Raw genomic sequence first — 24,933 nt, 5'->3', positions numbered from 1 at the left:
TCCTTTGTTTGCAAGACGTTACTCGGATTTTCCGTGCTGATGGCCCATCCCGTGTGCAGGCTTGCGTTCGAGATCGACGGGAACCTCGATCTCGATATCGCCGGCCTGTTCGAAGGTCAGGGTGAGCGGAATCATGTCGCCCTGCTCGAACGGGGAGGTGAGGCCCATGAACATCACATGGTTGCCGCCACGCTCGAGCATCAGTGTCTCGCCCGCTGCGAGGGGAAACCCTTCGGTGACATGGATCATTCGCATCACGCCCTGAGCATCCTGCGTATGCGTGTGCAGCTCGACCTGCTTGGCGGCGGGCGAGGCCGCGCCGATCAGTCGGTCGTCGGAGCCGCCGTGATTCATGATCGTCATGAAGGCAGCTCCCGAGGTCGCCATGGCTGCGGAGGATCGCGCATAGGCGTCGTTGATCATGATGTCCTGAGCAAAGGCGGGCAGGGCGAAGGCGGAAGCGGCAAGGGCCGCGAGAACGGTGGATTTGAAAGACATGGGTGTCTCCTGATCTTGAGAGGTTTTTGGAAAGACGACAGGATCAGGAGTGCACGGGTGGTCCGCGCGCCCGTGCGGGCAGGCGTGCCAGGTCGAATATTTCCAAAGGTAAATCAAGGGTTTGCGCGGGTGTCCACGTGGTCGGGCGCAGCAGGTCTGCCGTGTCGGTGGAGATCACCTGAAAAAGCGACAGGGCACATTCGGGACAGATATGCACAGCACCCGTGGGTTGACCCTGCGCATCGACCAGAACCGTGACAGGCCCTGTGCCGGTGCACAGCACCATCTGACCCGCGGGGTCGGGCGCGTTCCGCGCGAGGGCCATGCTCTGCGCCGTGAGGGTCAGAACAAAGGCCAGGGCGAGGGCGAGATATGTGCGGACCTGTGTCATGCGATGCGGACTATAGCCGTGCTGCGGACCGGTGTGAAAGCGACAAAAAGAAACGGCCCCACTGGATCAGAGGGGCCGCGAAAAATCTTCATGAAGAACCGTCCGTCTCAGGCGGCAGCAGCCTGCGCCTTGGAGATTTCTTTCTTCAGTTTCAGCGCGTTGGCCGAAAGTTCCTCGTCCTTCGCCTTGGCGAGGAAGGCATCGAGGCCACCGCGGTGATCGACACTGCGCAGGGCCGCGGCGCTGATCCGGAGCTTGATGCCACGGTTCAGGATTTCCGACTGCAGGGTCACATCCTGCAGGTTCGGCAGGTAGCGACGCTTGGTCTTGTTGTTTGCGTGGCTCGAGTTGAAGCCAGACATGGGGCCTTTTCCGGTCAGTTCGCAGCGGCGCGACATGGTGTTTCCTCGTCTTGGGTCAAGGGGGCGGTCGGCCCCTGCTCAATACAAACGGGCACCGCCAGCGGCAGCGCCCCGAATTCATCGAGGGTTCTTTATGGCCAAACGCGGGGGGCGTCAAGGGATTCGAACCAGGCAGCCGGCACGTAATCTCGCAGGCGGTGACTTGTGTAGGGTTCGTACCGAACTTACGCGCGTTTGGTACGGAAACCACGCGGTGCTGCGGAATTTGTGTCCATCCCGTACACAAATCGCCTTGCGCAGACCGCGGACGGCCATGTGATCGGGGGTTGCCGCGCGCGGAAGGGAGCGTAGGGTGACCACGATCCAGAGGGAGGATTGAGGACAATGGAAATCACACGGGCCGGGCACAAGCCCCACAAGCTGGCCAATCCCGATTACTTCACCGGGCGCGTCTGGCAGGAACTGATCGTCGAGGCGCAGGAGCCTGCGCGAGTGCGTGCGCTGCGGGTGACCTTCGAGCCGGGCGCGCGCACGGCATGGCACACGCATCCCCTGGGCCAGACGCTGCATGTGGTGTCGGGCGTGGGGCTGGTGGCGCTGCGCGACGGCGCGCCACAGGTGATCCGGCCCGGCGACACGGTCTGGATTCCCCCGGGAGAGGAACACTGGCACGGGGCCGCGCCCGAGACGATGATGTGCCATCTGGCCATTCAGGAGGCCGATGACGATGGGCACGTGGCCGACTGGCTGGAGCATGTGAGCGATGCGGATTATGGCCGCGCCCCCGATTAACCGTATCGCAAGACTTATCGTGTGAAATGATCGCAGGGGACGAGTCGCGGTGACATGTCCCCGGCGTCGACGGGCGCTTGAGCCAAGGCCATGGCGCCGCAGGGCGCTTGAACAAGAGAGGTGCGATACGCAGATAGGTTGGGTGGGCCATATGGACCCCGCTGAACACATGGACAGGAGGCACGAGAGCGATGCAATTTCAGCTCAATACGGATTCGAACATTCGCGGTGACGAACGTCTTGAAGATGTGGCGGAAGAGATCGTGACATCGGCGCTGGGCCATCTGACCGGGCGGTTGACGCGGCTGGAGGTGCATCTTGTCGATACCAATGGCGCCAAGGGCGGCGCGGATGACATCCGCTGCACCATCGAAGCGCGGCCCGAGGGGATGCAGCCCCAGACGGTGAGCCATGGCGATGCCGATGTGGCGGCGGCATTGCGTGGCGGCTCCAAGAAGATGCGGGCGCTGCTGGACAGCGAGTTCGGCAAGCTGGCGCGACGGTGAAGTCACTGCGCTGGGCGTGGTGGTGGTGCTGAGGGTCATGCGCTGGGCATGGTGAAAGCGGCGCCGTGGCGGTGAGCGTCCGGGTCTGTTTGCGCGGTGTCGCGGTGTGCTGGCGCGGCGCTGAAGCAAATGCACTGGGCATGGTGGCGGTGCTGAGGGCAATGCGCCGGGCATGGTGAAAGCGGCGCCGGTGCGATGAGCGTCCGGGTCTGTTTGCGCGGTGTCGCGGTGTGCTGGCGCGGCGCTGAAGCAAATGCACTGGGCATGGTGGCGGTGCTGAGGGCAATGCGCCGGACATGGTGAAAGCGGCGCCGGTGCGATGAGCGTCAGGGTCCGTTTGCGCGGTGTCGCGGTGAGCTGTGGTCGGTGTGCTGCGGTGAGCTTTGGTTGATTTGCTGCGGTGGCCCTGAGGCGATCAGGCGGCCTGCGCGGACGCTGCCTCGCTCCGACTCGGCCCGGCGTCCCCCGGCGCGGCCTGTCGCCCCCCGACTCGGCCCGGTGTCCCCCGGCCCGGCGCCCACCCCGACTCGGCCCGGCACGCGCCCCGGCGCTGCCCGGCGTCCTGAGCCGCATGTCGCGGCGTCTTGGTGGGCCTGGCCAAGCCAGGGAGTCTTGGCGCGGCCCGGGCCGGTTCACCCCCGCCCGTGCGGCGCGCCCAGATCCAGCTCAGGCCCTTGCGGGATGATCCGGTGCGGGTTGATCATGTCGTGGCTGTAATAATAGTGCCGCGTGATATGGTCGAAATCCACTGTTCCGGCCACGCCGGGCCATTGGTAGAGCTCGCGCAGATAGGCCCAGATATTGGGATAATCCACGATCCGCGCGCGGTTGCACTTGAAATGGGTGTGATAGACCTTGTCGAACCGGATCAGCGTGGTGAAGAGCCGCCAGTCCGCCTCGGTCAGGCGCGCGCCCATCAGGTAGCGGTTCTGCGCCAGCCGATCCTCCAGCCAGTCGAGCGTGTCGAAAAGCGGGCCGACCGCCGCGTCATGGGCGGCCTGTGTCGTGGCGAAGCCGGCACGGTAGACGCCATTGTTGAGCGTGTCGTAGATCCGCGCGTTCACCGGCTCGATCGCGCTGCGCAGATCCTCGGGCCAGTAATCGTCGGTATTGCCGGTGAGCCCGTCGAAGGCGGAGTTGAACATGCGGATGATCTCGGCCGATTCGTTCGACACGATCGTGTCGCGGGCCGTGTCCCACAGGATCGGCACCGTGACCCGGCCCGAAATGCCCGGATCGGCCCTTGTGTAGAGATCGCGCGCGTAGCTCAGCCCATGCAGGAGGTCGCCGGTGGCGCCGGGGTAATCGCTGCGGAATTCCCAGCCTTCGGACCCCATGTCGGGATGCACGACCGAGACGCCGACATGATCCTCCAGACCTTTGAGACTGCGCAAGATCAGCGTGCGATGCGCCCAGGGGCAGGCCAGCGACACATACAGGTGATAGCGCCCGCTTTCGGCAGCAAAACCGCCCTCGCCCGAGGGGCCGGGCTGGCCATCCGGGGTGATCCAGTTGCGCAATTTCGCGGTGTCGCGGACGAATGCGCCGCCCGTTCTGGCGGTGTCATACCATTGGTCGTGCCATTGGCCGTCGATCAGCTGTCCCATGAATGTGCCTCCTGTTGCTCGACACCGATCTAGGCCGCGCGATGCGGCCCGGGTAGCCTGTGTGGCGCGCAGGCCCCGTGCAGGTCCGCACATGTCGCGCACCGCCCGCCTTGTGGCGTTTCTCTGTTTGCGCCAGGGGGGCGCAGCTTCTATAGAGGGCGGGACGATGCCCGTGACCGGGCCGGAAAGATGTGCAGAGGGGGCCGACCCATACCGGGGGTCCATCAGCCTGTGATCGTCTGCCGCGCGACACCGCGCGGCGCGACTCCTTTCCCGGCGCGACGCGGATCAGCGACAAAAAAGGGGACCGCCCATGAGATTTGCAACGCTTGCCTTCGCATTGCTCGCCGCCACCGGCGCGCAGGCCCATCCCGGCCATCTGGCCGAGGTGGCGGGACATGGCCATTGGCTGGGGGCCGCGGCGATCGGCGCTGCCATCGCCATCGGCCTTTGGGGTGCCCTCAAGGGGCGCAAGGATGCCGAAGCCGAGGAGGATGCGGCCGAGGATGCCCCCGAAGACGACGCGCAGGAGGCCTGAGCATGGGCAGCAAGACCGGGGTGATGATCTGCGGGCATGGGTCGCGCAGCCAGTCGGCGGTGGATGAGTTCGCGACGCTGGCGGAAAAGCTGCCGGCCTATCTGCCCGATGGCTGGGAGATGGAATACGGCTACCTGGAATTCGCAAACCCGGTGATCCGCGACGGTCTGGACAAGCTGCGCGAGAAAGGCTGCGACCGGATCCTGGCGGTGCCGGGGATGCTGTTTGCCGCCATGCATTCCAAGAACGACATTCCCACGGTGCTCAACAGCTATGCCGAGCGCCATGGCATCGACATCCGCTACGGGCGCGAACTGGGCGTCGATCCCAAGATGGTCGCCGCCGCCGGTGCGCGCATCCGCGACGCGCTGGCGCGGGCCGAAGCCGAGCTGGGGCCGGTCGATCTGCACGACACCTGCCTTGTGGTGATCGGGCGTGGCGCCTCGGACCCGGACGCCAACAGCAACGTGGCCAAGATCGCCCGGCTGCTGCAGGAAGGCATCGGCTTCGGCTGGTGCGAGGTGGGCTATTCCGGCGTGACCTTCCCGCTGGTGGAACCCTGCCTGCAGCATGTCACGCGGCTTGGCTACAAGCGGGTGATCGTGTTTCCCTATTTCCTCTTCTCGGGCATCCTGATCGACCGGATCTACGGCTTCACCGACCGGGTGGCCGCCGAACACCCGGAGATCCAGTTCGTCAAGGCAGGCTATCTCGGCGATCACCCGAAGGTGCTGGAAACCTTCGCCGAGCGCGTCACCGAACAGGCCGGCGCCAATCCGCCGCCCAATTGCGGCACCTGCCAGTATCGCACCCAGATCCTCGCCATCGAGGGCGAAGAGATCCGCGAGATCACCCCGGACCAACGCGCCGCCTTCGCGCAGGCGCGCGGTGCGGGACATGCGGCCTTCAGCGACGTGCCGCCGCCCACCTGCGTGATGTGCAAATACCGCACCGCCGTGCTGGGCTTCGAGGCCGAGGTGGGCGCCGTGCAGGAAAGCCACCATCACCATGTGGAAGGCCAGGGCGCCAGCGCCCCCGGCTCGAACGTCGCCGATTGCACCCTGTGCGACACGTTCTGCACCGGTCTTTGCCGTCTCGAGGCGCAAGGGCATCATCACCACCACCACGATCACGGCCACGATCATCACCACCACCACGATGATCATGGCCACGATCACCATCACCACCATCATCATCACCATCCGCAATACCCCCATGCCGATCATCCGCTGGGGCCGGAAAGCGCGCGGAAGACCCGGGCCTGACAGGGTTCACCGTTCCTGAAATACTCCCGCCGGAGGCATCCGGCGGTGATCCCAAGACCGAAGGCTGCCCATTGCGCCCCTATGAAAAGAACCCCTCGGCGATCTATGCCGAAAGCTTTGCCACCGTGCGCCGCGAGGCGCGGCTCCAGCGGTTCGGTCCGGGCCTCGAGGCCTTGGCGATCCGCGTGATCCATGCCTGCGGGATGATCGAGGTGGCCGACAGGCTGGCGTTTTCCGATCACGCCTGGGAGGCCGGACAATCCGCGCTGCGCGCGGGCGCGCCGGTGCTGTGCGATTGCGAGATGGTGGGCGCGGGCATCATCCGGCGCAGCCTGCCGGCGGATAACGAGGTGGTCGTCACGCTGAACGATCCGCGCGTGCCGGGCATTGCCGCTGGCATCGGCAACACCCGGTCGGCGGCGGCTGTCGAGCTGTGGGCCGACCGGCTGGAGGGTGCTGTGGTGGCGATCGGCAATGCGCCCACGGCGCTGTTTCACCTGCTGGAGCTTCTGGATGAGGGCGCGCCGAAACCGGCGGTGATCCTGGGGTTTCCGGTGGGTTTCGTGGGCGCTGCCGAAAGCAAGGCGGAGCTGGCCGAGCGCCCGCGCGGCTGCGAGTTCGTGGCGCTGAGAGGACGGCGGGGCGGATCTGCCATCGCCTCGGCTGCGGTCAATGCGCTGGCGGCGGGCCTTCCGGAGGAGAGAGTGTGAGATTTTTCGCAGAAAAATCATGGGTCGAAAATTCTGCGAATTTTCGAGTATGGCGCTGATGATGGATCCCTGGCTGCATATCGTGGGCATCGGCGAGGATGGCATGGCGGGGCTTTTGCCTGCGACGCGCGCCGTGGTCGAGGCGGCGGAGGTCATCATCGGCGGAGACCGTCATCACCAGTTGTCGGACAGTGTGAGTGCCGAGCGCATCGCCTGGCCCTCGCCCTTCGATGCGCTGATCGACACGCTCGAGGCGCTGCGCGGGCGGCGCGTGGTGGTGCTGGCCACGGGGGATCCGCTGTGGTTCTCGGTGGGCGCCCGGATCGGGCGCGCGATCGATCCGACCGAGATCACCTATCACCCGCAACTGTCGGCCTTTCAGCTGGCGGCGGCGCGCATGGGCTGGAGCCTTGCGGATGTCGAGACGCTGACCGTGCATGGCCGTCCCGTGCAGCAGATGATCGCCTTCATCCAGCCCGATGCGCGGCTCTTGATCCTGACCACCGGCTCGGAGACGCCGGGGCAGATCGCGGCTTTTCTGACCGAGCGCGGTTTCGGCCAGTCGGCGATGACGGTGCTCGCCAATATGGGCGGCGCGGAGGAGGCCCGCTTTGACGGGCGGGCCGAGACATGGGACCATCAGGTGCCGGCCTTCAACACGCTGGCTGTGCATTGTGTGGCGGCCCCCGATGCCGCCCTTCTGCCCCGGGTTCCGGGCCTGTCGGATGATCTTTTCCGGCATGACGGCACGATGACCAAGCAGGAGGTGCGCGCGGCCACGCTGGCCAAGCTGATGCCGATGCGCGGCGCGCTCTTGTGGGATATCGGCACGGGCTGCGGCTCGGTCGCGGTGGAATGGATGCGCGCGGCGCGCTATGCCCGTGCGATCGGCATAGAGCCGCGCGCCGACCGCCGCGAGATGGCGGCGGCCAATGCGCTGGCGCTGGGCGCGCCGAGGCTGGAGCTGATCGATGGGCGCGTGCCGGAGGCGCTGGAGGGTCTTCCCGCGCCGGATGCGGTCTTCATCGGAGGCGGCTTGAGCCGCCAGACCTTCGAGGCGGCATGGCAGGCGCTGCGCCCGCTGGGGCGGCTGGTCTGCAATGCCGTGACACTGGAAAGCGAGGCCTTGCTGCTCGAGTTGCACAAGGCGCATGGCGGGCAGCTGGTCAAGCTGATGGTCAACCGCGCCGAACCGGTGGGGGGGCTCACCGGCTGGCGGCCGCTGATGCCGGTCACCCAGTGGAGCCTTGTGAAGCGATGAGCCGGGGCCGGGGTCTGTGGCGGGGGACGGGAGCCTCCGGCGGGAGTATTTGGGGATCGATGAAAGCGGGGTCCGGGCGATGAGCGGCGTTCTTTACGGCGTGGGGCTTGGGCCGGGCGATCCGGAGCTGATGACGCTGAGGGCGCACAGGCTGATCGCGGGGGCCGAGGTGCTGGCCTATCCCAGTCTGGCCGGGGGCGCCAGTTTCGCGCGGTCGATCGCGGCCGGTATCATTCCGGAGGGTGCCCGGGAAATCGTGATGGATGTCCCGATGACGCCGGAGCGGGCGCCGGCGCAGGCGGCCTATGACAAGGGGGCGGCCGAGATCGCGGACGCGCTGGAGCAGGGGCAGGATGTGGTCTGCCTGTGTGAGGGCGATCCGTTCTTTTATGGCTCGTTCATGTATCTTTTTGCCCGGCTTTCGACGCGTTATCGGGTGGAGGTTGTGCCGGGGGTGACATCGGTGACCACCTGTGCGGCAAGGGCGGGGATGCCGCTGGCGGCGCGCAACGAGCGGCTGACCGTGTTGCCGGGGCCGCTGCCGGAGGCCGAGTTGCGGGCGCGGATCGATGGGGCGGAAAGCGTCGTCATCATGAAGGTGGGCCGGCATCTGGCCAAGATCCGGGGTGTGATCGAGGAGCTGGGTCTGACGGGGCGCGCGGTCTATGTGGAGCGCGCGAGCCTGCCCGAGGAGGTGGTGTGCCCGCTGGCCGAGGCGCCGCAGGTGGCGCCCTATTTTTCCATGATATTGCTGACCAAGGGGGCCGATCCATGGCTGTGAAACCTGTCGTTCTGGCGCTGAGCCGGTCGGGCGAGGAGGTGGCGCATCGCGTTGCCCGCCTGATCGGGGCAAAGGTGCATGGGCGCGAAGGGCGCGTCGAGCGGGCGGATGCGTTTTTCCCCAATGCGCTCGATCATGCACGCGATCTTTTTGCGGCCGGTGTGCCGGTCGTTGGCGTCTGTGCCAGTGGCATCCTGATCCGGGCCGTGGCGCCCTTGCTGTCGGACAAGCGCGGCGAGCCGCCGGTGGTGTCGGTGAGCGATGACGGCGCGGTGGTGGTGCCGCTTCTGGGGGGGCATCGCGGGGCCAACCGGCTGGCGGCGGAGATCGCCCGGGGGCTGGATGCGGTGGCGGCGGTGACCACGGCGGGGGATGTGGCGATGGGCGTGGCGCTGGATGCGCCGCCCGATGGCTACCGGCTGGCCAATCCGCAGGATGCGAAATCGGCGATGGCGGCGATGCTGGCGGGAGAGGGGCTGAGCGTCGAGGGTGAGGATATTTTCGGCCTTGGGCGCGAGGCGGGCGGCGCGGTGGAGCTGGTCGTCAGCGAGGCCCCTGCGCGGCCGGGCGACAAGCGGCTGGTCTATCATCCGCAGCGGATCGTGCTGGGGCTGGGATGCGCACGCAATTGCGATCCGGACGAGATGTGGGCGCTGGTCTGCGCCACGCTGGAGGAGGCCGGGATCGCAACTGGGGCCGTGGCCTGTGTCGCGTCGATTGACCTCAAGGCCGATGAGCCGGCGATGAACGAGGTGGCGCGGCGGCTTGATGTGCCGCTCAGGTTGTTCAGCGCGGCCGAGCTCGAGGCGCAGGCGGATCGGCTGGCCAATCCGTCGGAGGTGGTTTTCGCGGAAGTCGGCTGTCACGGGGTGGCGGAAGGCGCGGTGCTGGCCGCGGGCGCCGCTCTGGCGGTGGAGAAGCGCAAGACGGCCAATGCGACCTGCGCCGTGGGACGCACGGCTGAGCCTGTCACCGAACTGCCGGGGCGCGCGAGGGGGCGCTTGAGTGTCGTCGGCATAGGGCCGGGGCAGGCGGCATGGCGCACGCCGGAGGTCAGCCGGTTGATCGCCGAGGCCGATGAGCTGGTGGGCTATGGGCTTTACATCGATCTGCTGGGGCCGCTTGCCGCTGGCAAGCCGCGTCATGATTTCCCGCTTGGTGGAGAGGAGGCGCGCTGCCGTCACGCGCTGGAGCGCGCGGCGGAGGGCCGTAACGTGGCGCTGGTCTGTTCGGGGGATGCGGGGATCTATGCGATGGGCGCGCTTGTCTTCGAACTTCTGGACCGGGGCAAGGACGATCACGGCGTGAGCGATGCGGCACATCGGGTCGAGGTTGTCTGCTCGCCGGGCGTGTCGGCGCTGCAGGGGGCGGCGGCACGGGCGGGGGCGCCTTTGGGGCATGATTTCTGCACCATTTCGCTGTCCGATCTGCTGACTCCGCGCGAGGATATCCTGCGCCGGTTGCACGCCGCCGCCGAGGGCGATTTCGTGATCGCCTTCTACAACCCGGTGTCCAAGACCCGGCGCACCCTGCTGGCGGAGGCGCGGGATATCCTGCTCAGGCATCGTCCGGCGGAGACGCCGGTGATGCTGGCCTCGTCGCTGGGGCGTCCCGAGGAGCATGTGCGCTACCGCCGGCTGGACGAGCTGCAGGTCGATGAGGTGGATATGCTGACGGTGGTTCTGGTGGGATCGAGCAATTCGCGGCTGGCCCATCTGGGAGAGGGGCCGCGCATGTTCACGCCGCGCGGCTATGCGCGCAAGATCGACGGGGACCTGGCCGAGCCGCGCAGGACAGGTGGCGCGGCATGAATCCGATCCTTCTGGAATTTGCGGGGCGCATGGCCGATCAGGGCGCGACCCAACTGCCCGAGACCTTTCGGCAGATGGCGGTCAACGCCAGGTTCTTCCTGGGCACGCGGATGGCGGGGGGCGCACTGGCGCAGCGGCTGGACGCGGTCACGGGCTTTCGGCTGAACCTCGAGAAGGGGCGTCTTGTGCTGAGTTTCGAGGATGCGCCGGATCTGTCGGTCGAGGCGCAGATCATCGGCACATGGTCGGATGACGGAAGCTGGATGTGGGGCTGGGGGCATCCGGAGGTGCCCGAGCCGATGCAGCAGGCGGCCTGGGCGGTGCAGCAATTCGGCGAGCGGCAGGAGATCGAGGAGCTGTTGACGCGCGGCGGACCGACGGAGGAAGAGCGCGCGCGCGAGTATATGGCGATCTGCGCCTATATCTCGGATGCGGATGGCGTGTTTATGGGCGATCACGGCGGCGGTGGGCAGGTCTGTGTCTGCTATTATCAGAACGATCAGCTGAAAGGGCTATTGAGCGAATGACCGTTTATTTCATCGGGGCGGGACCGGGCGATCCGGAACTTCTGACCAAAAAGGCCGAGCGGGTGATCGGGGAATGCCCCGTCTGCCTTTATGCCGGATCGCTGGTGCCGGCCGAGGTGGTGGCCTGCGCGCCCAAGGGCGCGCTGGTGATGGACACCGCGCCGATGACGCTGGATGACACGCACGCGGTGATCCGCGACGCCCACGCGAAGGGGCAGGACGTGGCGCGGGTGCATTCGGGCGATCCGTCGCTTTATGGCGCCATTGCCGAGCAGATCCGGCGGCTGCGCGCCGACGGGATCGATTACCAGATCATTCCGGGCGTGCCGGCCTATGCCGCCGCTGCCGCCGCGTTGGGGCAGGAGTTGACCGTGCCGGAGGTGGCGCAGTCGATCATCCTCACGCGGGTGTCGATGAAATCCACCTCGATGCCGGATGGCGAGACGCTGGAGAATTTCGCGCGCACGCGCACGACGCTGGCGATCCATCTGGGGGTGCGCGCCCTGCGCGAGATCGAACGGGTGCTGACGCCGCATTACGGCGCCGAGTGTCCGGTGGTGGTGGCGTATCGTGTGGGCTGGCCCGACCAGATGTTCATTCGCGGCACGCTGGCCGATATCCGCGAGAAGGTGAGGACCGAGAAGATCACCCGAACCGCGTTGATCCTTGTGGGGCCGGTTCTGGGAGAGATCGCGGATTTCAAGGACAGTGCGCTCTACGATCCGGCACAGCCGCATGTGCTGCGCCCGAAGGCCACACTGCGCGCATGATTTGCGCGGGGCGGTGAATTTTAACGTGACCGTCATGGTTTGCTGGCACAGTCTGGGGGCTGGAAGGCAAGAAAGGCATTTGCAATGACGACCTATTTACCCCCCGACGTGCAGGCGGGTCTTGATGCCGCGCGCAAAAAAGCCTTGAAAAAAAGCCATCGGCTGCGGGTGCAGACCGGTGAAGACACCTACCCCGTGCTGAATGCGTGGGAGGGCGGGTTCTCGCTTGATTCGGATGTGGCGCCGCATTTGCGGGGGCTGGTCGATCTCTATGACGGGCCGAAGCACTTGTCGCGTTGCCTGATCGTTGCGTCAGAGGAAGAGGGCGGCGAGATCCGGTTCGAGTTGAAGCGCATGACCGAGGCCAGCGACCGGCAGCCGGTGGATTTCGAGCGTGACCCGGATGCGCCGGTGGCTTTGATCGGGCGCGACTGAGGGGCATGACTGAGGGGCGTGCAGCGCCCTGCTCAGAGTTTCTCGAAAGTGATGATCACCTTGCCGATGGTGATGCCCGCCTTGCGCATATAGGCGATGTTGAGCACCCGGTCGTCGGAGAGTTGCCACATCCAGTCGTCGAAGCTGACGCGCAGGGTGCCGTCGGGCACGGGCAGGTCGATCGTGTAGGCCCAGTTGAACACGTCGCCTTTCTCGGTGCCGGTGGCGGTGCCGATCACGCCGGGGGCGGTGCCTTCCCATGTTTCGGGGCCGGTCTGGCGAAGGGTCCAGATGCGCTGCTCGGTGGTGCCGTCGGCATAGGCGAAATCCTCGACCAGGGTGAGGGTCTCGCCGTCCCATGTGCCGTCGATGGCCACCTCGAAGCGGCGGCGCACGGTGCCGAAACGGTCCTGAAACTGGCCGTGGGCCACGGTCTTTCCTTCGAAGAACTCCTGCAGCTCGAAATCGGCATCGCTGAGGGCGGGATCGTCCAGCGAAGGCCGGCCCGAGCAGGCGGTGAGAAGGGCAAGGGCGGCGAGGGCTGTGGCAAGACGGATCATCGGGGCGCTCCGGGGCTGATGGCAGGCCAAAAGGTAACCCGTTCGCAGCGGGGGGCAAGCGCCTTGAGGGGCGCCTGGCCTTTGTGACGGGGGTGGTGCGACGCGCCGGAGTGGATCACTGCAGGTCGGCGAAGGCGTCCTGCAGGCGGGCGACGGCCTCTTCCACGCGGGTGCGCGGGGTGGCGAGGTTGAAGCGCAAAAACGCCTCGCCGCCCTGGCCGAAGCTGGGGCCGTGATTGACCGCGATGCGCGCGTCGCGTTCGACACGGGCGGTGAATTCGCCCTTGTCCATGCCGGTGCCGGAGAAGTCGACCCATGCGAGATAGGTGGCTTCGAGCGGCATGGAGGCGAGGCCCGGGATGGCGTTCACGCCCGCGTCGAACAGGCGGCGGTTGCCATCGAGATAGCGGACCAGAGCATCGACCCATTCTGCGCCCTCGGGGGAATAGGCGGCCTCGGCCATGACCAGCCCGAAGGAATTGGGCGACAGGCCGAGCGCCGACATGCGCGCGGCAAAGCGGGCGCGCAGGGTTTCGTCGGCGATGATCACGTTGCCGGAATGGGCGCCCGCGATGTTGAAGGTCTTGGTGGTGGCGGTCATCATCACCAGCCGGTCGGCGATGCGCTCGTCGATATTGGCCATCGGGATATGGGTATGGCCGGGCATCACCAGATCGTGGTGAATTTCGTCCGACACCAGCACGAGGTCATGACGGCGGGCGAAATCGGCGACGTCCTGCAATTCCTCGCGGGTCCAGACGCGGCCACCCGGGTTATGCGGCGAGCACAGGATCAGCATCTTTTCCGAGCCGTCCATCGCGGCATCATAGGCGTCGAAATCCATCCGGTAGAGACCGTTCTCGTGGCGCAGCGGACATTCGACGACCCGGCGCCCGGCGGCTTTGATGACGCGGGCGAAGGCATGATAGACCGGCGTGAAGATCACCACGCCATCGCCGGGATCAGTGAAGGCATCGACGCACATGGCGGTGCCGTTCACGAGGCCGTGGGTGGTGAACACCCATTCGGGTTCGACACGCCAGCCATGGCGCTCCTGCATCCACCAGCGGATGGCGTTCAGATAGCTGCGATCATCGCCGTAATAGCCATAGATGCCATGATCGACCATGCCCTGAAGCGCATCTGACACGCAGCGCGGCGGCTGGAAATCCATGTCGGCGACCCACATCGCGAGCCCATCGCTGGCCGGCACGCCATAGGTTTTTTCCATCATGTCCCATTTCTGGGAATGGGTGCCGAAGCGGTCGATGATGCGGTCGAAATCCATGGGGGGCTCCTTGTTGGTGACGCGGGCAGGCTATAATGTTCGGGTGACAGGGTGTAGGGGTGATCTTCTGGCGGATAATATTCCAAATAATCTTTTGATATGAAAGTATGTTCTGTAATGGTGATTAAATATGGAAATATGTCCTATTTATATAAATATATATGGAATATATTTCTTGTAAAATGATCGATGCCATGGCGGGGCGGATCATTGGCCCATTGCGCGCTGTGCGGGCATGACCTAAATCCTCCCGCATGAAACGGCCTATCCTGATCCATCCTGACCCGCGTCTCAAGAAAGTCTGCGCGCCCCTTGGCGATCTGTCGGACGAATTGCGCGTTCTGGCTGATGACATGCTGGAAACCATGTATGACGCGCCGGGCATCGGGCTGGCGGCGCCGCAGATCGGGGTGCTCGACCGGCTGATCGTGATGGATTGCGTCAAGGGCGAGAACGAGACGCCGCGCCCTCTGGTGATGTTCAATCCCGAGATCGTGGCCTCGTCGGACGTGATGAATGTCTATGAGGAAGGCTGTCTGTCGATCCCCGAGGAATATGCCGAGGTCAAGCGCCCCGAGGCGGTGGATGTGCGCTGGATCGACCGGGACGGCAACGAGCAGACCGAGACATTCGACGGGCTCTGGGCCACCTGCGTGCAGCATGAGATCGACCATCTGAACGGCAAGCTGTTCATTGATTATCTGGGGCCGATGAAGCGCCAGATGATCACGCGCCGTATGCAGAAACTGAAGCGCGAACAGGCCAAGGCGAGGGCCTGACGGCATGGCGGTGCGGCGCTGCCTGCCATGGCCGGACAAGCGGTTGCGCAGCCCGGCCGCCCCGGTCGAGGCGATCACCGATGAGATCCGCGCGATCTGGGGCGACATGATCGACACGATGGAAGCGATGCCGGGCGTGGGTCTTGCCGCGCCGCAGATCGGCGTGATGCTGCGGCTGGCGGTGGTCGATGCCAGCGAGAAGCGCGGGCAGGCGGTGCGCATGGCCAATCCCGAAATCCTGCATTCCAGCATCGAGCTGCGCAGCCATGAAGAGGCCAGCCCGAACCTGCCCGGCGTGTCGGCGGCGATCAAGCGGCCGCGCGCCGTGACGGTGCGCTTCCTGAATACGCAAGGCGAGATGGAAGAGCGCGATTTCGTGGGTCTGTGGGCCACCAGCGTGCAGCATCAGATCGACCATCTGGAGGGTCGGCTTTTCGTGGACCGGCTGAGCAAGGTGAAGCGCGACATGTTGTTGCGCAAGGCCAGAAAGCTGGCGGGCTAGGGCGATGCGCGTGATTTTCATGGGAACGCCCGATTTCTCGGTGCCGGTGCTGGAGGCGCTTGTCGCCGCAGGCCACGAGGTGGCGGCGGTCTATTGCCAGCCGCCAAGGCCCGCCGGGCGCGGCAAGAAGGACAGGCCGACGCCGGTGCAGGCCCGCGCCGAGGAGATGGGGCTCGAGGTGCGCCATCCGGTCAGTCTGAAGGGTGCGGACGAACAGGCCGATTTCGCGGCGCTTGGGGCGGATGTGGCGGTGGTGGTGGCCTATGGGCTGATCCTGCCGCAAGCCATTCTGGATGCACCGAAGCGGGGCTGTCTGAACATCCATGCCAGCCTTTTGCCGCGCTGGCGGGGTGCTGCGCCCATTCACCGGGCGATCATGGCGGGGGACGCGCGCACGGGCGTGTGCATCATGCAGATGGAGGCGGGGCTGGACACCGGACCGGTGCTGCTGCGGCGCGAGACGGAGATCGGCCAGACCGAAACCACGGGCGCATTGCATGACCGGCTGTCGCGGATGGGGGCGGAGGCGATCATCGAGGCGCTGGCGCGGCTGGATGACCTGACGCCCGAGCCGCAGCCCGACGAGGGCGTGACCTATGCGGCCAAGATCGACAAGTCCGAGGCGCGTGTGGACTGGAGCCGCCCCAGCAGGCAGGTGGATCGGCTGATCCGGGGGCTGTCGCCCTTTCCCGGCGCCTGGTGCGAACACCGGGGCGAGCGGATCAAGCTGCTGGCCTCGGAGTTGGCCGAGGGGGCGGGCCGCCCCGGAGAGGTGCTCGAAGCGGCAGGCGGGGGCGCGCTGCGCGTGGCCTGCGGCGAGGGGGCGGTGCGGCTTTTGCGCTTGCAACGGGCGGGCCGGGGCGCACAGGATGCCGAGACGTTTCTGCGCGGGCTGCCGCTGGCCCCGGGCGAGATGCTGTAAAGAGGGAGAGGTGCGATGTTTCCCACGCTGATCGGCACGGTGGTGATCGCCGGGATTGTCGGATATGCGTCCGAAAAGTCCGGGTTCACGAAAAACGGCTATCTGCAGTCGATCATCATCTGCGTGGGCGGGGCGTTCCTGTTTTACTTCCTGCGGATCATGTTCGGGATCCGCATCGGCACGCCGGGGGTGGATGCGATCCTGTCGTCGATCGGGGCGTTGATCATCGTGCCGACGCATTGGCGCAAGCGGCGCTGAGGGGTCTGGGGCGGCGGGGGCGGCTTGTCGGGCGTGACCGCCCGCCGCGCGACGCATCCGGGAAAGCCCCGCATTGTGCGCGGATCAGGCCGAGGGTTTGAAGGGCGCCATGCCGGCGCGGGCCAATTCGTCGGCACGTTCGTTCTCGGGGTGGCCCGCATGGCCCTTGACCCATTCCCAGGTCACGTCATGGCGGGCCTGCGCCTCGTCCAGCCGTTGCCAGAGCTCGACATTCTTGACGGGTTTGCGGGCGGCGGTCTTCCAGCCGTTGCGCTTCCAGCCATGGATCCAGCCGGTCACGCCGTTCTTCACATAGGCGCTGTCGGTGACGATGGTGATCTTGCTGGGCTTGGCCAGTGTTTCGAGCGCGTTGATGGCGGCCAGAAGTTCCATCCGGTTGTTGGTGGTCTCGGCCTCGCCGCCGCTCAGTTCACGTTCTTTGAGGATGGTGTCCCCCTCGACCGCCTGCAGCAGCACGCCCCAGCCGCCGGGACCGGGATTGCCCGAGCAGGCGCCATCGGTATAGGCGAAAAGATCAGGCATCCGCGTCGAGCCCCCGATATCCGGGCAGGGCGGCGATGCGGGCGCACCAAGCCGCAAGGCGTGGAAAGCGGACCATGTCGAAGCCGCCGCGCGAGCCTGCGGTATGGGTGTAGCCGTAAAGCGCGATATCGGCCAGCGTGGGCGCGTCTCCGGCGAACCATGGGCTGTGGGCGAGCGCATTTTCCATGACGGAGAGGATCGCATGGCCCTCGTCGGCGAGGCGGGCCATCACCTCGGGCGTGGCCTGATCGGCGAGATGCGGGTAGCAGTTGAGCGAGGCGCGTACGGCGATCACCGGCTCATGGCGGTTCTGTTCGAAGAACATCCAGGCGAGCATCTGCGCCTGGGCCAGTGGCGTCTCGGGCACCCAGGGCGTGCCCTGACCGAGATACCACAGGATCGCGCCGGATTCGGACAGGATCGTGCCATCGGGCAGGTGCAGCGCGGGCAGCTTGCCAAGCGGCAGGTGGCCATCGGCCTTGGCCTGCGCCAGTGCGGGCGAGTTGGCCTCGCAGGGGATGTGGCGATAGGGGTGCTCAAGCAAGGCCAGCAGAAGCCGCACCTTGTAGCTGTTGCCCGAGGAGGGCATGGAATAAAGCGCGAGATCGGTCATGGAGGTCCTGTGGTGGCGTGTGAGGGGGCTGTCAAGGCGGGGACGGGGTCAGTCAGGCGAAGACCCCGATGGCAAGGCAGGTCACCACGATGGCGGTGAGCAGCAGGCGCAGCGACATCCACCATTCCGGTGCCGCGCCATGTTTCCAGAACAGCCAGTCCAGCCCGAGAATGCCGATGAACCCCACCATGAGCGAGACGCCCGCGCCGGTCGGGCCGCCGCCTGTCATGAAAAAGGCCCACAGCGCCGGGATCACCGACAGAGCATAGCCGGTGCCGGCCTGGGCGCCCTTGAGTTGCGTGGCAAATCCCCAGAGCACGCCGGACATGAAGCTGAGGATCACCGCGCCATAGAACAGCATGACATAGGGCCCGGCAAAGCGCGCGCCGATGCTGCGCACGGTCCAAGCCGCCAGATCGGGCGACAGAACGGTGAGCGCGCCCCAGACGAAGGGCAAAAGGCCGGCAAGGCCGAGGATCAGGGGGACACGGGGCATCATCATGGGCGGCACCATGGCGCGACCGCCCGTCCGAGGCAAGAGGCCACGGGCCGGTTTCGCGCGCGACCGGGCGCGCGGTCATCGCGTCATGCGACCGCCGGGAAGTTGCCGCGCATCGGCGACGCCGAAAACGCTGGTGCCATCGCGTGCAAGGCCCATGCGGGTGCAGATCGCCTCGGAGGGGGTGTTGCCCGGCTCGACCCCGGTAAAGACATGCGTGAAGCCGTGGCGCGCGGTCATGTCGAGCATGGCCATCGCCCCGAGAATGAGCGCGAGCCGCTGGCCGCGCCGTTCGGGGCGGGTGGCCAGCATCCCCCACCAGCAGGTGCTGGCGCCATCGGGGTGATCGGGATGCAGAAAGCCCGCAGCGGCGGCACAGGCGGCGGGCTGGCCGCGCTCATCGAGGGCGACAATCGCCACAGCCGGTTTGATCAGCCCGCGCAGCACCGCGCCGGAGGGGGGCAGCACGCCGCAGGCCAGCGACACCTGTGCCAGTTTGAGCACCGTCTCGGGCGGGCTGTCCGGGGTGATGGTGACGGGTGTCAGACCTTTGGGCAAGCGGTGCCGATCCAGTATGGCGCGGGCGGCATCGAATGCTTCGGCGCCGCCGGTCCAGCGAGCATAATGCGCGACCGACAGGCCCCGGGCGAGAGCGTTGTCGCGCAGAGCCGGCAGGGCGTCATCGCTGACCGTGGCGTAATGGCTGTTGCCCTGCAGCACCGTGAGATCGTGAAGTTCGTCGATATCGCCGTCCTGCGCAGAGGCCAGCCCGACAGTGCGCCCGTAATAGGTATAGCGGGTGTCGTGGCGTGTCAGATCGTGAAAGGCGCGACCACGGCGCAAAAGGGCTTGTTGCGGCTCGGTGCCGAATACCTCGTCCATGCGTCGATCCATTGGCCTGATCCTTTTGCCGCCACAGGGTGCGCGGGCATGATGGCATGGCGCGGGGTGGAAAGATACAGAGCGGCGCGCGGAACCCGGAGGGTCAGGCGCCTGCGGGTTCGCGCATCACGCGGGGCACCTTGAATTCGACGTTTTCTTTTGCCGTCTCGATGGTTTCGATGGTCACATCGTAGCGCGCCTTGAGCGCGTCGATCACTTCGTCCACGAGGATCTCGGGGGCCGAGGCTCCGGCGGTGATGCCGATGGAGCGGATTCCGTCGAGAGCGCGCCAGTCGATATCGGTGGCGCGCTGCACAAGCTGGGAATAGGCGCAGCCGGCGCGGGCGCCGACCTCGACCAGCCGTTTGGAGTTGGACGAGTTGGGCGCGCCCACGACCAGCATCGCATCGGCGCGGGGCGCCATCGCCTTGACCGCTTCCTGACGGTTGGTGGTGGCGTAGCAGATATCTTCCTTGTGCGGGCCTTTGATCGCCGGAAAGCGCGCCTGAAGGGCGGCGACGATATCGGCGGTGTCATCGACCGACAGGGTGGTTTGCGTCACGAACGCCAGACGTTCGGGATCGCGCACGTCGAGCAAGGCGACATCCGCGACGGTTTCGACCAGCAGCACCTCGCCCTCGGGCAACTGCCCCATCGTGCCGATCGTCTCGGGGTGGCCGGCATGGCCGATCATGACGATCTGCAGGCCGTTTTCGTGGTGGCGCTCGGCCTCGATATGCACCTTGGAGACAAGCGGGCAGGTGGCGTCGACAAAGAGCATCTCGCGGCGGGCGGCTTCGGCGGGGACAGCCTTGGGCACGCCATGAGCCGAAAAGATCACCGGGCGATCATCGGGGCAGTCGTCGAGCTCTTCGACGAAGACCGCTCCTTTGGCGCGGAGGTCATCGACGACGAATTTGTTGTGCACGATTTCATGCCGCACATAGACCGGCGCGCCCCATTTCTGGAGGGCAAGCTCCACAATCTTGATGGCGCGGTCGACGCCGGCGCAAAAGCCGCGCGGCGCGGCAAGGTAAAGCGTAAGAGGGGGTTTCGTCATCTTGGACCTCCTGTCGGGTCCAGACCTAAGGCCAAGATCGCGCGCCGTCCAGTGCCGCTTGCGCGGCAATGCGCGCCGGACATGCCATTGGGGCCGCATTGGCGCTCGCCAAGCGGGGTCAGGCGCAGACAGCCGGATGCTGCGCCTGAATGATGTTGCACAACGCGGGTCCGGGTCAGACGGCTGCGACGATCCAGCAAAGGAGAGGGCGCGTCAGCCCTCTTCCTGGAAGCTGTCTTCGCGGCTGGTATGAGTATCGCGGGGAGGGCGGCCGATCACGTCCTTGAGATCATCCAGTTCGATGAAGTTGTCCGCCTGACGGCGCAACTCGTCGGAGATCATCGGTGGCTGGCTGCGGATCGTGGACACCACGGAGACGCGCACGCCCTGACGCTGGAGGCTTTCCACCAGAGGCCGGAAATCGCCATCGCCGGAAAACAGCACGATATGATCCACACGCGGCGCGAGTTCCATTGCGTCCACGGTCAGTTCGATATCCATGTTTCCCTTGACCTTACGGCGTCCCTGACTGTCCGTGTATTCCTTGGCCGGCTTGGTCACCATGGAAAATCCATTGTAATTCAGCCAGTCAACCAGGGGTCGGATAGGAGAATACTCATCATTCTCGAGCATGGCGGTGTAGTAAAATGCGCGCAGCAGCTTACCACGGCGCATGAACTCGGCACGCAGGAGCTTATAATCGATGTCAAAACCCAAAGCGCGCGCAGCTGCATAAAGATTTGATCCATCGATGAACAGCGCAAGCCGTTCGTCCTTGTAAAACATACAACAGTCCTTCCGAATTGTATAAACCCCGGTCGAAGGAACAAATGGTGGTGTGAGTGGTGGGTATCGACCGAAGTTGACGAGTATAACTATGATAAACGGCAAGAAACGCAATACTATTTAGGGTGTTCGAAAGGATAGTATGGCATGAATGAAAGTGGAAACGCCCTGATTGCGTTGGGCGGAAATATGCCGTCCGAACGGGGCCAGCCGGCCGAGACGCTGCGATTGGCGCTGGACCGGCTGGACGAGCGCGGCTGTCGGATTCGCGCGGTCAGCCGGCTTTATGTGACGCCATGCTTTCCCCCCGGAGCGGGGCCGGATTTCGTGAATGCGGCGGCTGTGCTGGACTGTGCGGGAGGCCCCGAAGAGGTGCTGGCGCTCTTGCATGAGGTCGAGGCGGAGTTCGGACGCGAAAGGCTGACGCGTTGGGGGGAGCGGACGCTGGACATCGATCTGATCGCGATGGGCGATGCGGTGCTGCCGGACCACGACACCCACCGCGCATGGCGCGATATGGCGCCCGATGAGCAGGGCGCGCGCGCGCCCGGTTGCCTGATCCTGCCGCATCCGAGGGTGCAGGACCGGGGCTTTGTCCTTGTGCCGCTGGCCGATGTGGCGCCGGAGTGGCGGCATCCGGTGCTGGGCCAAACCGTGGCCGAGATGTTGGCGGCGCTGCCCGAGGAAGAGCTTGAGGGCGTGGTGCCCATGTGACGCGGGGCGCGGTGTTGGGGTGGGGTATTGCACCCGGTAAATGTAATGGTATAACATTACAAAGCAGTATTTGAATTGGAGAGGCTACATGCGCACCGCCACGGAAACCCGCTCTCCCGCCAATGTCCTGTCCGGTTTTCCGAAGGCAGGGAGGACGACGCCCATGAATTCGGCCCTTGGCAGTCGCAAGGGGCGCCGGGTGGCGGTGATCGTGAATGACAGGTCCGAGGCGGATACCGAGGCCGTTTTGTTGCGTGGAGTTGGTGCCGATCTGATCGGGTCGAAGGTGGGCTGAGCCATGCGGGGCAAGGGGATGATATCCGGAGCGCCGGCTTGCGTCGTTGCTGTAGAAAGGCCCTGCTGAGATGGGGCGCAACATAAGATCGAGCCTTGTCCAGCGGCGGCGGGGCACCAACCCGATGGCTGAGTTCGACCGCCTGCCGCCGCCGGCCCGTGACTGGCTGCGGAACGCTGTTCTGCCATGGTCGCCGCGATCCGTGGGCCGGTTATGGGACCGCGCCCTGTCCGAGAGCGCCGGAGACATTGCCGCCGCGCTGAGCCGCATGGATCGGGCCGAATGCAAGCGGCTGGAGCACGAGCGGAGGGGATCTGTCCTGCCCCCGGTTCGGGTGTCTGTCGGCCCCGATCATCAAACTGATTCTTGGCTTGTAAATCCCTGTCCAAGGCTTTAGATGTGCGCTTCTTGCAAGATGACTCAGATGACTTTCCGGAGGTCCAATGGCCCGAGTTACAACCGAAGATTGCGTCGACAAGGTTCCGAACCGATTCGAACTTGTGATGCTGGCCGCGCACCGTGCGCGTGAGATCTCGGCGGGCGCCCCGATCACCGTGGATCGCGACAACGACAAGAACCCGGTCGTCGCCCTGCGCGAGATCGCCGAAGAAACCCAGTCGGCGGATGAGCTGCGCGAGCGCCTGATCGAATCCAACCAGACCCAGATCGAGGTTGACGAGCCCGAAGAGGATTCGATGGCCCTTCTGATGGGTGGTGGCGAGCCTGACCGCGCTTCGGCGGATGACGACATGTCCGAGGAAAAGCTGTTGCGCGCCCTGATGGAAGCGCAAGGCCAGGGCTGACCCTGCTGGCGAACCCGGAGCTGCGGGCGGCATGATTTCGGTTGATGACCTTGTCGCGCTTGTCCGCACCTACAACCCCAAGACCGATGAGGCGCTGATCCGCGCGGCCTATGATTACGGCCGTGCGATGCATGAGGGCCAGTTTCGCCATTCCGGCGAGCCGTATTTCACGCATCCCGTCGCCGTAGCTGCCATTCTGGCCGAACAGCGGCTGGACGATGCGACCATCATCACGGCGCTTTTGCACGACACGATCGAGGATACCCGCGCGTCGTATAACGAGGTGGCGGAGAGGTTCGGGGGCGAAGTCGCGGATCTGGTGGATGGCGTCACAAAGCTGACCAATCTGCAACTGAGCAGTTCGGAAACCAAACAGGCCGAGAATTTCCGCAAGCTGTTCATGGCGATGTCCAAGGATCTGCGGGTGATCCTCGTCAAGCTGGCGGACCGTCTGCACAACATGCGCACGATCAAGGCGATGCGCCCGGAAAAGCAGGCCCAGAAGGCCCGCGAGACGATGGATATCTTCGCGCCGCTGGCGGGGCGCATGGGTATGCAGTGGATGCGCGAAGAGCTGGAGGATCTGGCGTTTCGCGTGCTGAACCCGGATGCACGGGCCTCGATCATCCGGCGGTTCATCACCTTGCAGAAGGAAACCGGCGATGTGGTGGAACGCATCACCGGCGACATGCGGCTGGAGCTGCGCAAGGCCAATATCGAAGCCGAGGTGTTTGGCCGGGCCAAGAAACCCTATTCGATCTGGCGCAAGATGCAGGAAAAGGAGATGGGGTTCTCGCGGCTGAGCGACATCTACGGGTTCCGGATCATCACGCGCAGCGAAGAGGATTGCTATGCGGTTCTGGGCGCGATCCACCGCCGCTGGCGGGCGGTGCCGGGACGATTCAAGGATTACATCAGCCAGCCCAAATCGAACGGGTACCGGTCGATTCACACGACCGTTTCGGGACGCGACGGCAAGCGCGTGGAGGTGCAGATCCGCACCCGCCAGATGCATGACGTGGCCGAGGCCGGCGTGGCGGCGCATTGGTCCTATCGTGACGGTGTGCGGGTCGAGAACCCCTTTGCCGTGGACCCCGCCCGCTGGATTTCCAGCCTGACCGAGCAGTTCGACGCCGAGGAGGATCACGAGGATTTCCTCGAGGCGGTCAAGCTGGAGATGTATGCCGACAAGGTGTTCTGCTTCACGCCCAAGGGCGATGTGGTCAAGCTTCCGCGTGGTGCGACGCCGATCGATTTCGCCTATGCGATCCATACGAGGATCGGCAATGCCACCGTGGGCGCCAAGGTCGACGGGATGCGCGTGCCGCTCTGGACGCGGGTCAAGAACGGCCAGTCCGTCGAGGTCATCACCGCCGATGGCCAGACCCCGCAGGCCACATGGCTGGACATCGCCACCACCGGCAAGGCGCGCGCGGCCATTCGCCGGGCGCTGCGCGAGCAGGACCGCGACCGCTTTATCAAGCTGGGCCGCGAGCTGGCGCGTTCGGCCTTCGAGCATGTCGGCAAGAAAGCCACGGACAAGGCGCTCGAGACGGCGGCCAAGACCCTGCGTCTGAAAAACCGCGACGAGGTTCTGGCGCGCTTGGGCAGCGCCGAGCTGACCGCGCATCAGGTGCTGAATGCGGTCTATCCCGATCTGGTCCCCGATCCCGGTGAAGAGGTGGGGCGCGAGCGCGCGGTGATCGGCCTGTCTCCGGACCAGAGCTTTGAGCGCGCGCGCTGCTGTCAGCCGCTTCCCGGAGAGCGGATCGTCGGCATCACCTATCGCGGGCGCGGGGTCGTGGTGCACGCGATCGACTGCGAATCACTTTCCGCGCTGGACGACCAGCCCGAACGCTGGCTGGACCTGCATTGGCATTCCGGCACGCATCCCGCTGCCTATGATGTGACCCTTGATATCACCTTGTCGAACGATGCGGGGGTCTTGGGACGTATTTGCACATTGATCGGAGAGCAGAAGGCCAATATCTCGGACTTGACGTTCGTGGACCGAAAGCCGGACTTCTACCGGTTGCTTGTCGATGTCGAGTTGCGCGATGCGGAACATCTGCATGGTGTCATCAATGTTCTCGACGCTGAAAGCGATGTCGCTTCGGTTGAGCGGCATCGCGATCCGAGGCTATCCGGAGCCACGACGCAGACAGAACGCTAGGA

General features: G+C 65.4%; 32 protein-coding genes. 20 read left to right on the top strand and 12 right to left on the bottom strand.

Going from position 1 to position 24,933, the window contains the following annotated elements; all coding sequences use genetic code 11:
- Nucleotides 1-18: 18 nt before the first annotated feature.
- The 3 genes from F3H35_RS14755 to rpmB form a co-directional block, all read right to left on the bottom strand.
- Nucleotides 19-498, bottom strand: coding sequence for a copper chaperone PCu(A)C (locus F3H35_RS14755; protein ID WP_149780316.1), 480 nt, complete (start codon nucleotides 496-498; stop codon nucleotides 19-21).
- Nucleotides 499-541: 43 nt separating this feature from the next.
- Complete coding sequence (locus F3H35_RS14750) at nucleotides 542-889, bottom strand: hypothetical protein (protein WP_149780315.1); 348 nt, start codon at nucleotides 887-889, stop codon at nucleotides 542-544.
- A 107-nt stretch (nucleotides 890-996) separates the two neighbouring features.
- On the bottom strand, nucleotides 997-1,287 hold the full coding sequence (gene rpmB, locus F3H35_RS14745; RefSeq protein WP_149780314.1) for a 50S ribosomal protein L28: 291 nt from the start codon (nucleotides 1,285-1,287) through the stop codon (nucleotides 997-999).
- Between the two features lie 348 nt (nucleotides 1,288-1,635).
- On the opposite strand from rpmB, the gene F3H35_RS14740 reads away from it, so the two are divergent.
- Together F3H35_RS14740 and F3H35_RS14735 are read left to right on the top strand one after the other, a co-directional pair.
- Complete coding sequence (locus F3H35_RS14740) at nucleotides 1,636-2,043, top strand: (R)-mandelonitrile lyase (RefSeq protein ID WP_149780313.1); 408 nt, start codon at nucleotides 1,636-1,638, stop codon at nucleotides 2,041-2,043.
- A 191-nt stretch (nucleotides 2,044-2,234) separates the two neighbouring features.
- Nucleotides 2,235-2,549, top strand: a complete 315-nt coding sequence (locus F3H35_RS14735; RefSeq protein WP_007812797.1) for a hypothetical protein — start codon at nucleotides 2,235-2,237, stop codon at nucleotides 2,547-2,549.
- 632 nt (nucleotides 2,550-3,181) lie between these two features.
- On the opposite strand, the gene F3H35_RS14730 is transcribed toward F3H35_RS14735, so the two are convergent.
- Nucleotides 3,182-4,156: a glutathione S-transferase family protein gene (locus F3H35_RS14730; RefSeq protein ID WP_149780312.1), complete on the bottom strand. Its 975-nt coding sequence runs from the start codon at nucleotides 4,154-4,156 to the stop codon at nucleotides 3,182-3,184.
- Nucleotides 4,157-4,469: 313 nt separating this feature from the next.
- On the opposite strand from F3H35_RS14730, the gene F3H35_RS14725 reads away from it, so the two are divergent.
- From F3H35_RS14725 to F3H35_RS14685, 9 genes are all read left to right on the top strand, one after another.
- Entirely contained in the window at nucleotides 4,470-4,694 is a 225-nt protein-coding gene (locus F3H35_RS14725; protein ID WP_149780311.1) for a DUF6732 family protein, read from the top strand.
- A gap of 2 nt (nucleotides 4,695-4,696) precedes the next feature.
- Entirely contained in the window at nucleotides 4,697-5,959 is a 1,263-nt protein-coding gene (locus tag F3H35_RS14720; RefSeq protein WP_149780310.1) for a sirohydrochlorin chelatase, read from the top strand.
- Between the two features lie 71 nt (nucleotides 5,960-6,030).
- Nucleotides 6,031-6,669, top strand: coding sequence for a precorrin-8X methylmutase (locus tag F3H35_RS14715; RefSeq protein WP_149780309.1), 639 nt, complete (start codon nucleotides 6,031-6,033; stop codon nucleotides 6,667-6,669).
- Nucleotides 6,670-6,727: 58 nt separating this feature from the next.
- The gene (gene cbiE / locus F3H35_RS14710; RefSeq protein ID WP_149780308.1) at nucleotides 6,728-7,930 is read left to right on the top strand and encodes a precorrin-6y C5,15-methyltransferase (decarboxylating) subunit CbiE; all 1,203 of its coding nucleotides are present in this window, start codon (nucleotides 6,728-6,730) and stop codon (nucleotides 7,928-7,930) included.
- Nucleotides 7,931-8,009: 79 nt separating this feature from the next.
- The gene (cobI, locus tag F3H35_RS14705; RefSeq protein WP_149780307.1) at nucleotides 8,010-8,711 is read left to right on the top strand and encodes a precorrin-2 C(20)-methyltransferase; all 702 of its coding nucleotides are present in this window, start codon (nucleotides 8,010-8,012) and stop codon (nucleotides 8,709-8,711) included.
- Complete coding sequence (gene cobJ, locus F3H35_RS14700; RefSeq protein WP_149780306.1) at nucleotides 8,702-10,522, top strand: precorrin-3B C(17)-methyltransferase; 1,821 nt, start codon at nucleotides 8,702-8,704, stop codon at nucleotides 10,520-10,522. The genes cobI and cobJ overlap by 10 nt, the downstream gene beginning before the upstream one ends.
- A complete protein-coding gene (locus tag F3H35_RS14695; RefSeq protein ID WP_149780305.1) occupies nucleotides 10,519-11,049 on the top strand; it encodes a DUF6882 domain-containing protein in 531 nt (176 codons plus the stop codon). The genes cobJ and F3H35_RS14695 overlap by 4 nt, the downstream gene beginning before the upstream one ends.
- Complete coding sequence (gene cobM, locus F3H35_RS14690; RefSeq protein ID WP_149780304.1) at nucleotides 11,046-11,819, top strand: precorrin-4 C(11)-methyltransferase; 774 nt, start codon at nucleotides 11,046-11,048, stop codon at nucleotides 11,817-11,819. The genes F3H35_RS14695 and cobM overlap by 4 nt, the downstream gene beginning before the upstream one ends.
- A gap of 84 nt (nucleotides 11,820-11,903) precedes the next feature.
- The gene (locus tag F3H35_RS14685; RefSeq protein ID WP_149780303.1) at nucleotides 11,904-12,254 is read left to right on the top strand and encodes a hypothetical protein; all 351 of its coding nucleotides are present in this window, start codon (nucleotides 11,904-11,906) and stop codon (nucleotides 12,252-12,254) included.
- 32 nt (nucleotides 12,255-12,286) lie between these two features.
- On the opposite strand, the gene F3H35_RS14680 is transcribed toward F3H35_RS14685, so the two are convergent.
- Both F3H35_RS14680 and F3H35_RS14675 read right to left on the bottom strand, forming a co-directional pair.
- Nucleotides 12,287-12,814 carry a DUF3833 domain-containing protein gene (locus F3H35_RS14680; protein ID WP_149780302.1) on the bottom strand — a complete coding sequence of 176 codons (528 nt, stop codon included), beginning with the start codon at nucleotides 12,812-12,814 and terminating at the stop codon, nucleotides 12,287-12,289.
- Between the two features lie 115 nt (nucleotides 12,815-12,929).
- Nucleotides 12,930-14,102 carry a MalY/PatB family protein gene (locus F3H35_RS14675; RefSeq protein WP_149780301.1) on the bottom strand — a complete coding sequence of 391 codons (1,173 nt, stop codon included), beginning with the start codon at nucleotides 14,100-14,102 and terminating at the stop codon, nucleotides 12,930-12,932.
- Between the two features lie 254 nt (nucleotides 14,103-14,356).
- Between F3H35_RS14675 and def (F3H35_RS14670) the strand changes: the two genes are divergently transcribed.
- The 4 genes from def (F3H35_RS14670) to F3H35_RS14655 are packed head-to-tail and all read left to right on the top strand — an operon-like array spanning nucleotide 14,357 to nucleotide 16,563.
- Nucleotides 14,357-14,881 carry a peptide deformylase gene (gene def, locus F3H35_RS14670; protein ID WP_149780300.1) on the top strand — a complete coding sequence of 175 codons (525 nt, stop codon included), beginning with the start codon at nucleotides 14,357-14,359 and terminating at the stop codon, nucleotides 14,879-14,881.
- Nucleotides 14,882-14,885: 4 nt separating this feature from the next.
- Nucleotides 14,886-15,383, top strand: coding sequence for a peptide deformylase (gene def / locus F3H35_RS14665; protein WP_149780299.1), 498 nt, complete (start codon nucleotides 14,886-14,888; stop codon nucleotides 15,381-15,383).
- Nucleotides 15,384-15,387: 4 nt separating this feature from the next.
- The gene (gene fmt / locus F3H35_RS14660; protein WP_149780298.1) at nucleotides 15,388-16,305 is read left to right on the top strand and encodes a methionyl-tRNA formyltransferase; all 918 of its coding nucleotides are present in this window, start codon (nucleotides 15,388-15,390) and stop codon (nucleotides 16,303-16,305) included.
- 15 nt (nucleotides 16,306-16,320) lie between these two features.
- Entirely contained in the window at nucleotides 16,321-16,563 is a 243-nt protein-coding gene (locus F3H35_RS14655) for a hypothetical protein (RefSeq protein WP_007812829.1), read from the top strand.
- Between the two features lie 84 nt (nucleotides 16,564-16,647).
- Here F3H35_RS14655 and rnhA read toward each other — a convergent pair whose 3' ends face one another.
- The 6 genes from rnhA to F3H35_RS14625 form a co-directional block, all read right to left on the bottom strand.
- Nucleotides 16,648-17,106: a ribonuclease HI gene (rnhA, locus tag F3H35_RS14650; RefSeq protein ID WP_149780297.1), complete on the bottom strand. Its 459-nt coding sequence runs from the start codon at nucleotides 17,104-17,106 to the stop codon at nucleotides 16,648-16,650.
- Nucleotides 17,099-17,719, bottom strand: coding sequence for a glutathione S-transferase family protein (locus F3H35_RS14645; protein WP_149780296.1), 621 nt, complete (start codon nucleotides 17,717-17,719; stop codon nucleotides 17,099-17,101). Before F3H35_RS14645 ends, rnhA begins: the two co-directional genes overlap by 8 nt.
- Nucleotides 17,720-17,771: 52 nt before the next feature.
- Nucleotides 17,772-18,218: a DUF3429 domain-containing protein gene (locus F3H35_RS14640; RefSeq protein ID WP_223228437.1), complete on the bottom strand. Its 447-nt coding sequence runs from the start codon at nucleotides 18,216-18,218 to the stop codon at nucleotides 17,772-17,774.
- Between the two features lie 78 nt (nucleotides 18,219-18,296).
- The gene (locus tag F3H35_RS14635; protein WP_149780294.1) at nucleotides 18,297-19,112 is read right to left on the bottom strand and encodes an N-acetyltransferase; all 816 of its coding nucleotides are present in this window, start codon (nucleotides 19,110-19,112) and stop codon (nucleotides 18,297-18,299) included.
- 91 nt (nucleotides 19,113-19,203) lie between these two features.
- Nucleotides 19,204-20,160, bottom strand: a complete 957-nt coding sequence (gene ispH, locus F3H35_RS14630) for a 4-hydroxy-3-methylbut-2-enyl diphosphate reductase (protein ID WP_149780293.1) — start codon at nucleotides 20,158-20,160, stop codon at nucleotides 19,204-19,206.
- 213 nt (nucleotides 20,161-20,373) lie between these two features.
- Nucleotides 20,374-20,946, bottom strand: a complete 573-nt coding sequence (locus tag F3H35_RS14625) for a LabA-like NYN domain-containing protein (protein WP_149780292.1) — start codon at nucleotides 20,944-20,946, stop codon at nucleotides 20,374-20,376.
- Nucleotides 20,947-21,093: 147 nt separating this feature from the next.
- Between F3H35_RS14625 and folK the strand changes: the two genes are divergently transcribed.
- The 5 genes from folK to F3H35_RS14600 all read left to right on the top strand — a co-directional run bounded on the left by folK (nucleotide 21,094) and on the right by F3H35_RS14600 (nucleotide 24,931).
- Nucleotides 21,094-21,660 (top strand): 2-amino-4-hydroxy-6-hydroxymethyldihydropteridine diphosphokinase, encoded by a 567-nt coding sequence (folK, locus tag F3H35_RS14620; RefSeq protein WP_149780291.1) that lies wholly within the window; start codon nucleotides 21,094-21,096, stop codon nucleotides 21,658-21,660.
- 88 nt (nucleotides 21,661-21,748) lie between these two features.
- Nucleotides 21,749-21,955: a GTP-binding protein gene (locus tag F3H35_RS14615; RefSeq protein ID WP_149780290.1), complete on the top strand. Its 207-nt coding sequence runs from the start codon at nucleotides 21,749-21,751 to the stop codon at nucleotides 21,953-21,955.
- 70 nt (nucleotides 21,956-22,025) lie between these two features.
- Complete coding sequence (locus tag F3H35_RS19050) at nucleotides 22,026-22,352, top strand: DUF6525 family protein (protein ID WP_223228428.1); 327 nt, start codon at nucleotides 22,026-22,028, stop codon at nucleotides 22,350-22,352.
- Nucleotides 22,353-22,398: 46 nt separating this feature from the next.
- Entirely contained in the window at nucleotides 22,399-22,758 is a 360-nt protein-coding gene (gene rpoZ / locus F3H35_RS14605; RefSeq protein ID WP_149780289.1) for a DNA-directed RNA polymerase subunit omega, read from the top strand.
- A gap of 31 nt (nucleotides 22,759-22,789) precedes the next feature.
- Nucleotides 22,790-24,931, top strand: a complete 2,142-nt coding sequence (locus F3H35_RS14600; RefSeq protein ID WP_149780288.1) for a RelA/SpoT family protein — start codon at nucleotides 22,790-22,792, stop codon at nucleotides 24,929-24,931.
- The last annotated feature ends 2 nt before the right edge of the window (nucleotides 24,932-24,933 follow it).

The organism is Roseovarius litoreus, assembly GCF_900142765.1.
In the GTDB taxonomy this organism is placed as follows: Bacteria; Pseudomonadota; Alphaproteobacteria; order Rhodobacterales; family Rhodobacteraceae; genus Roseovarius; species Roseovarius litoreus.
The sequence above is the reverse complement of the archived record's forward strand: the minus strand, read 5'-3'. Positions and strand labels throughout refer to the sequence as shown.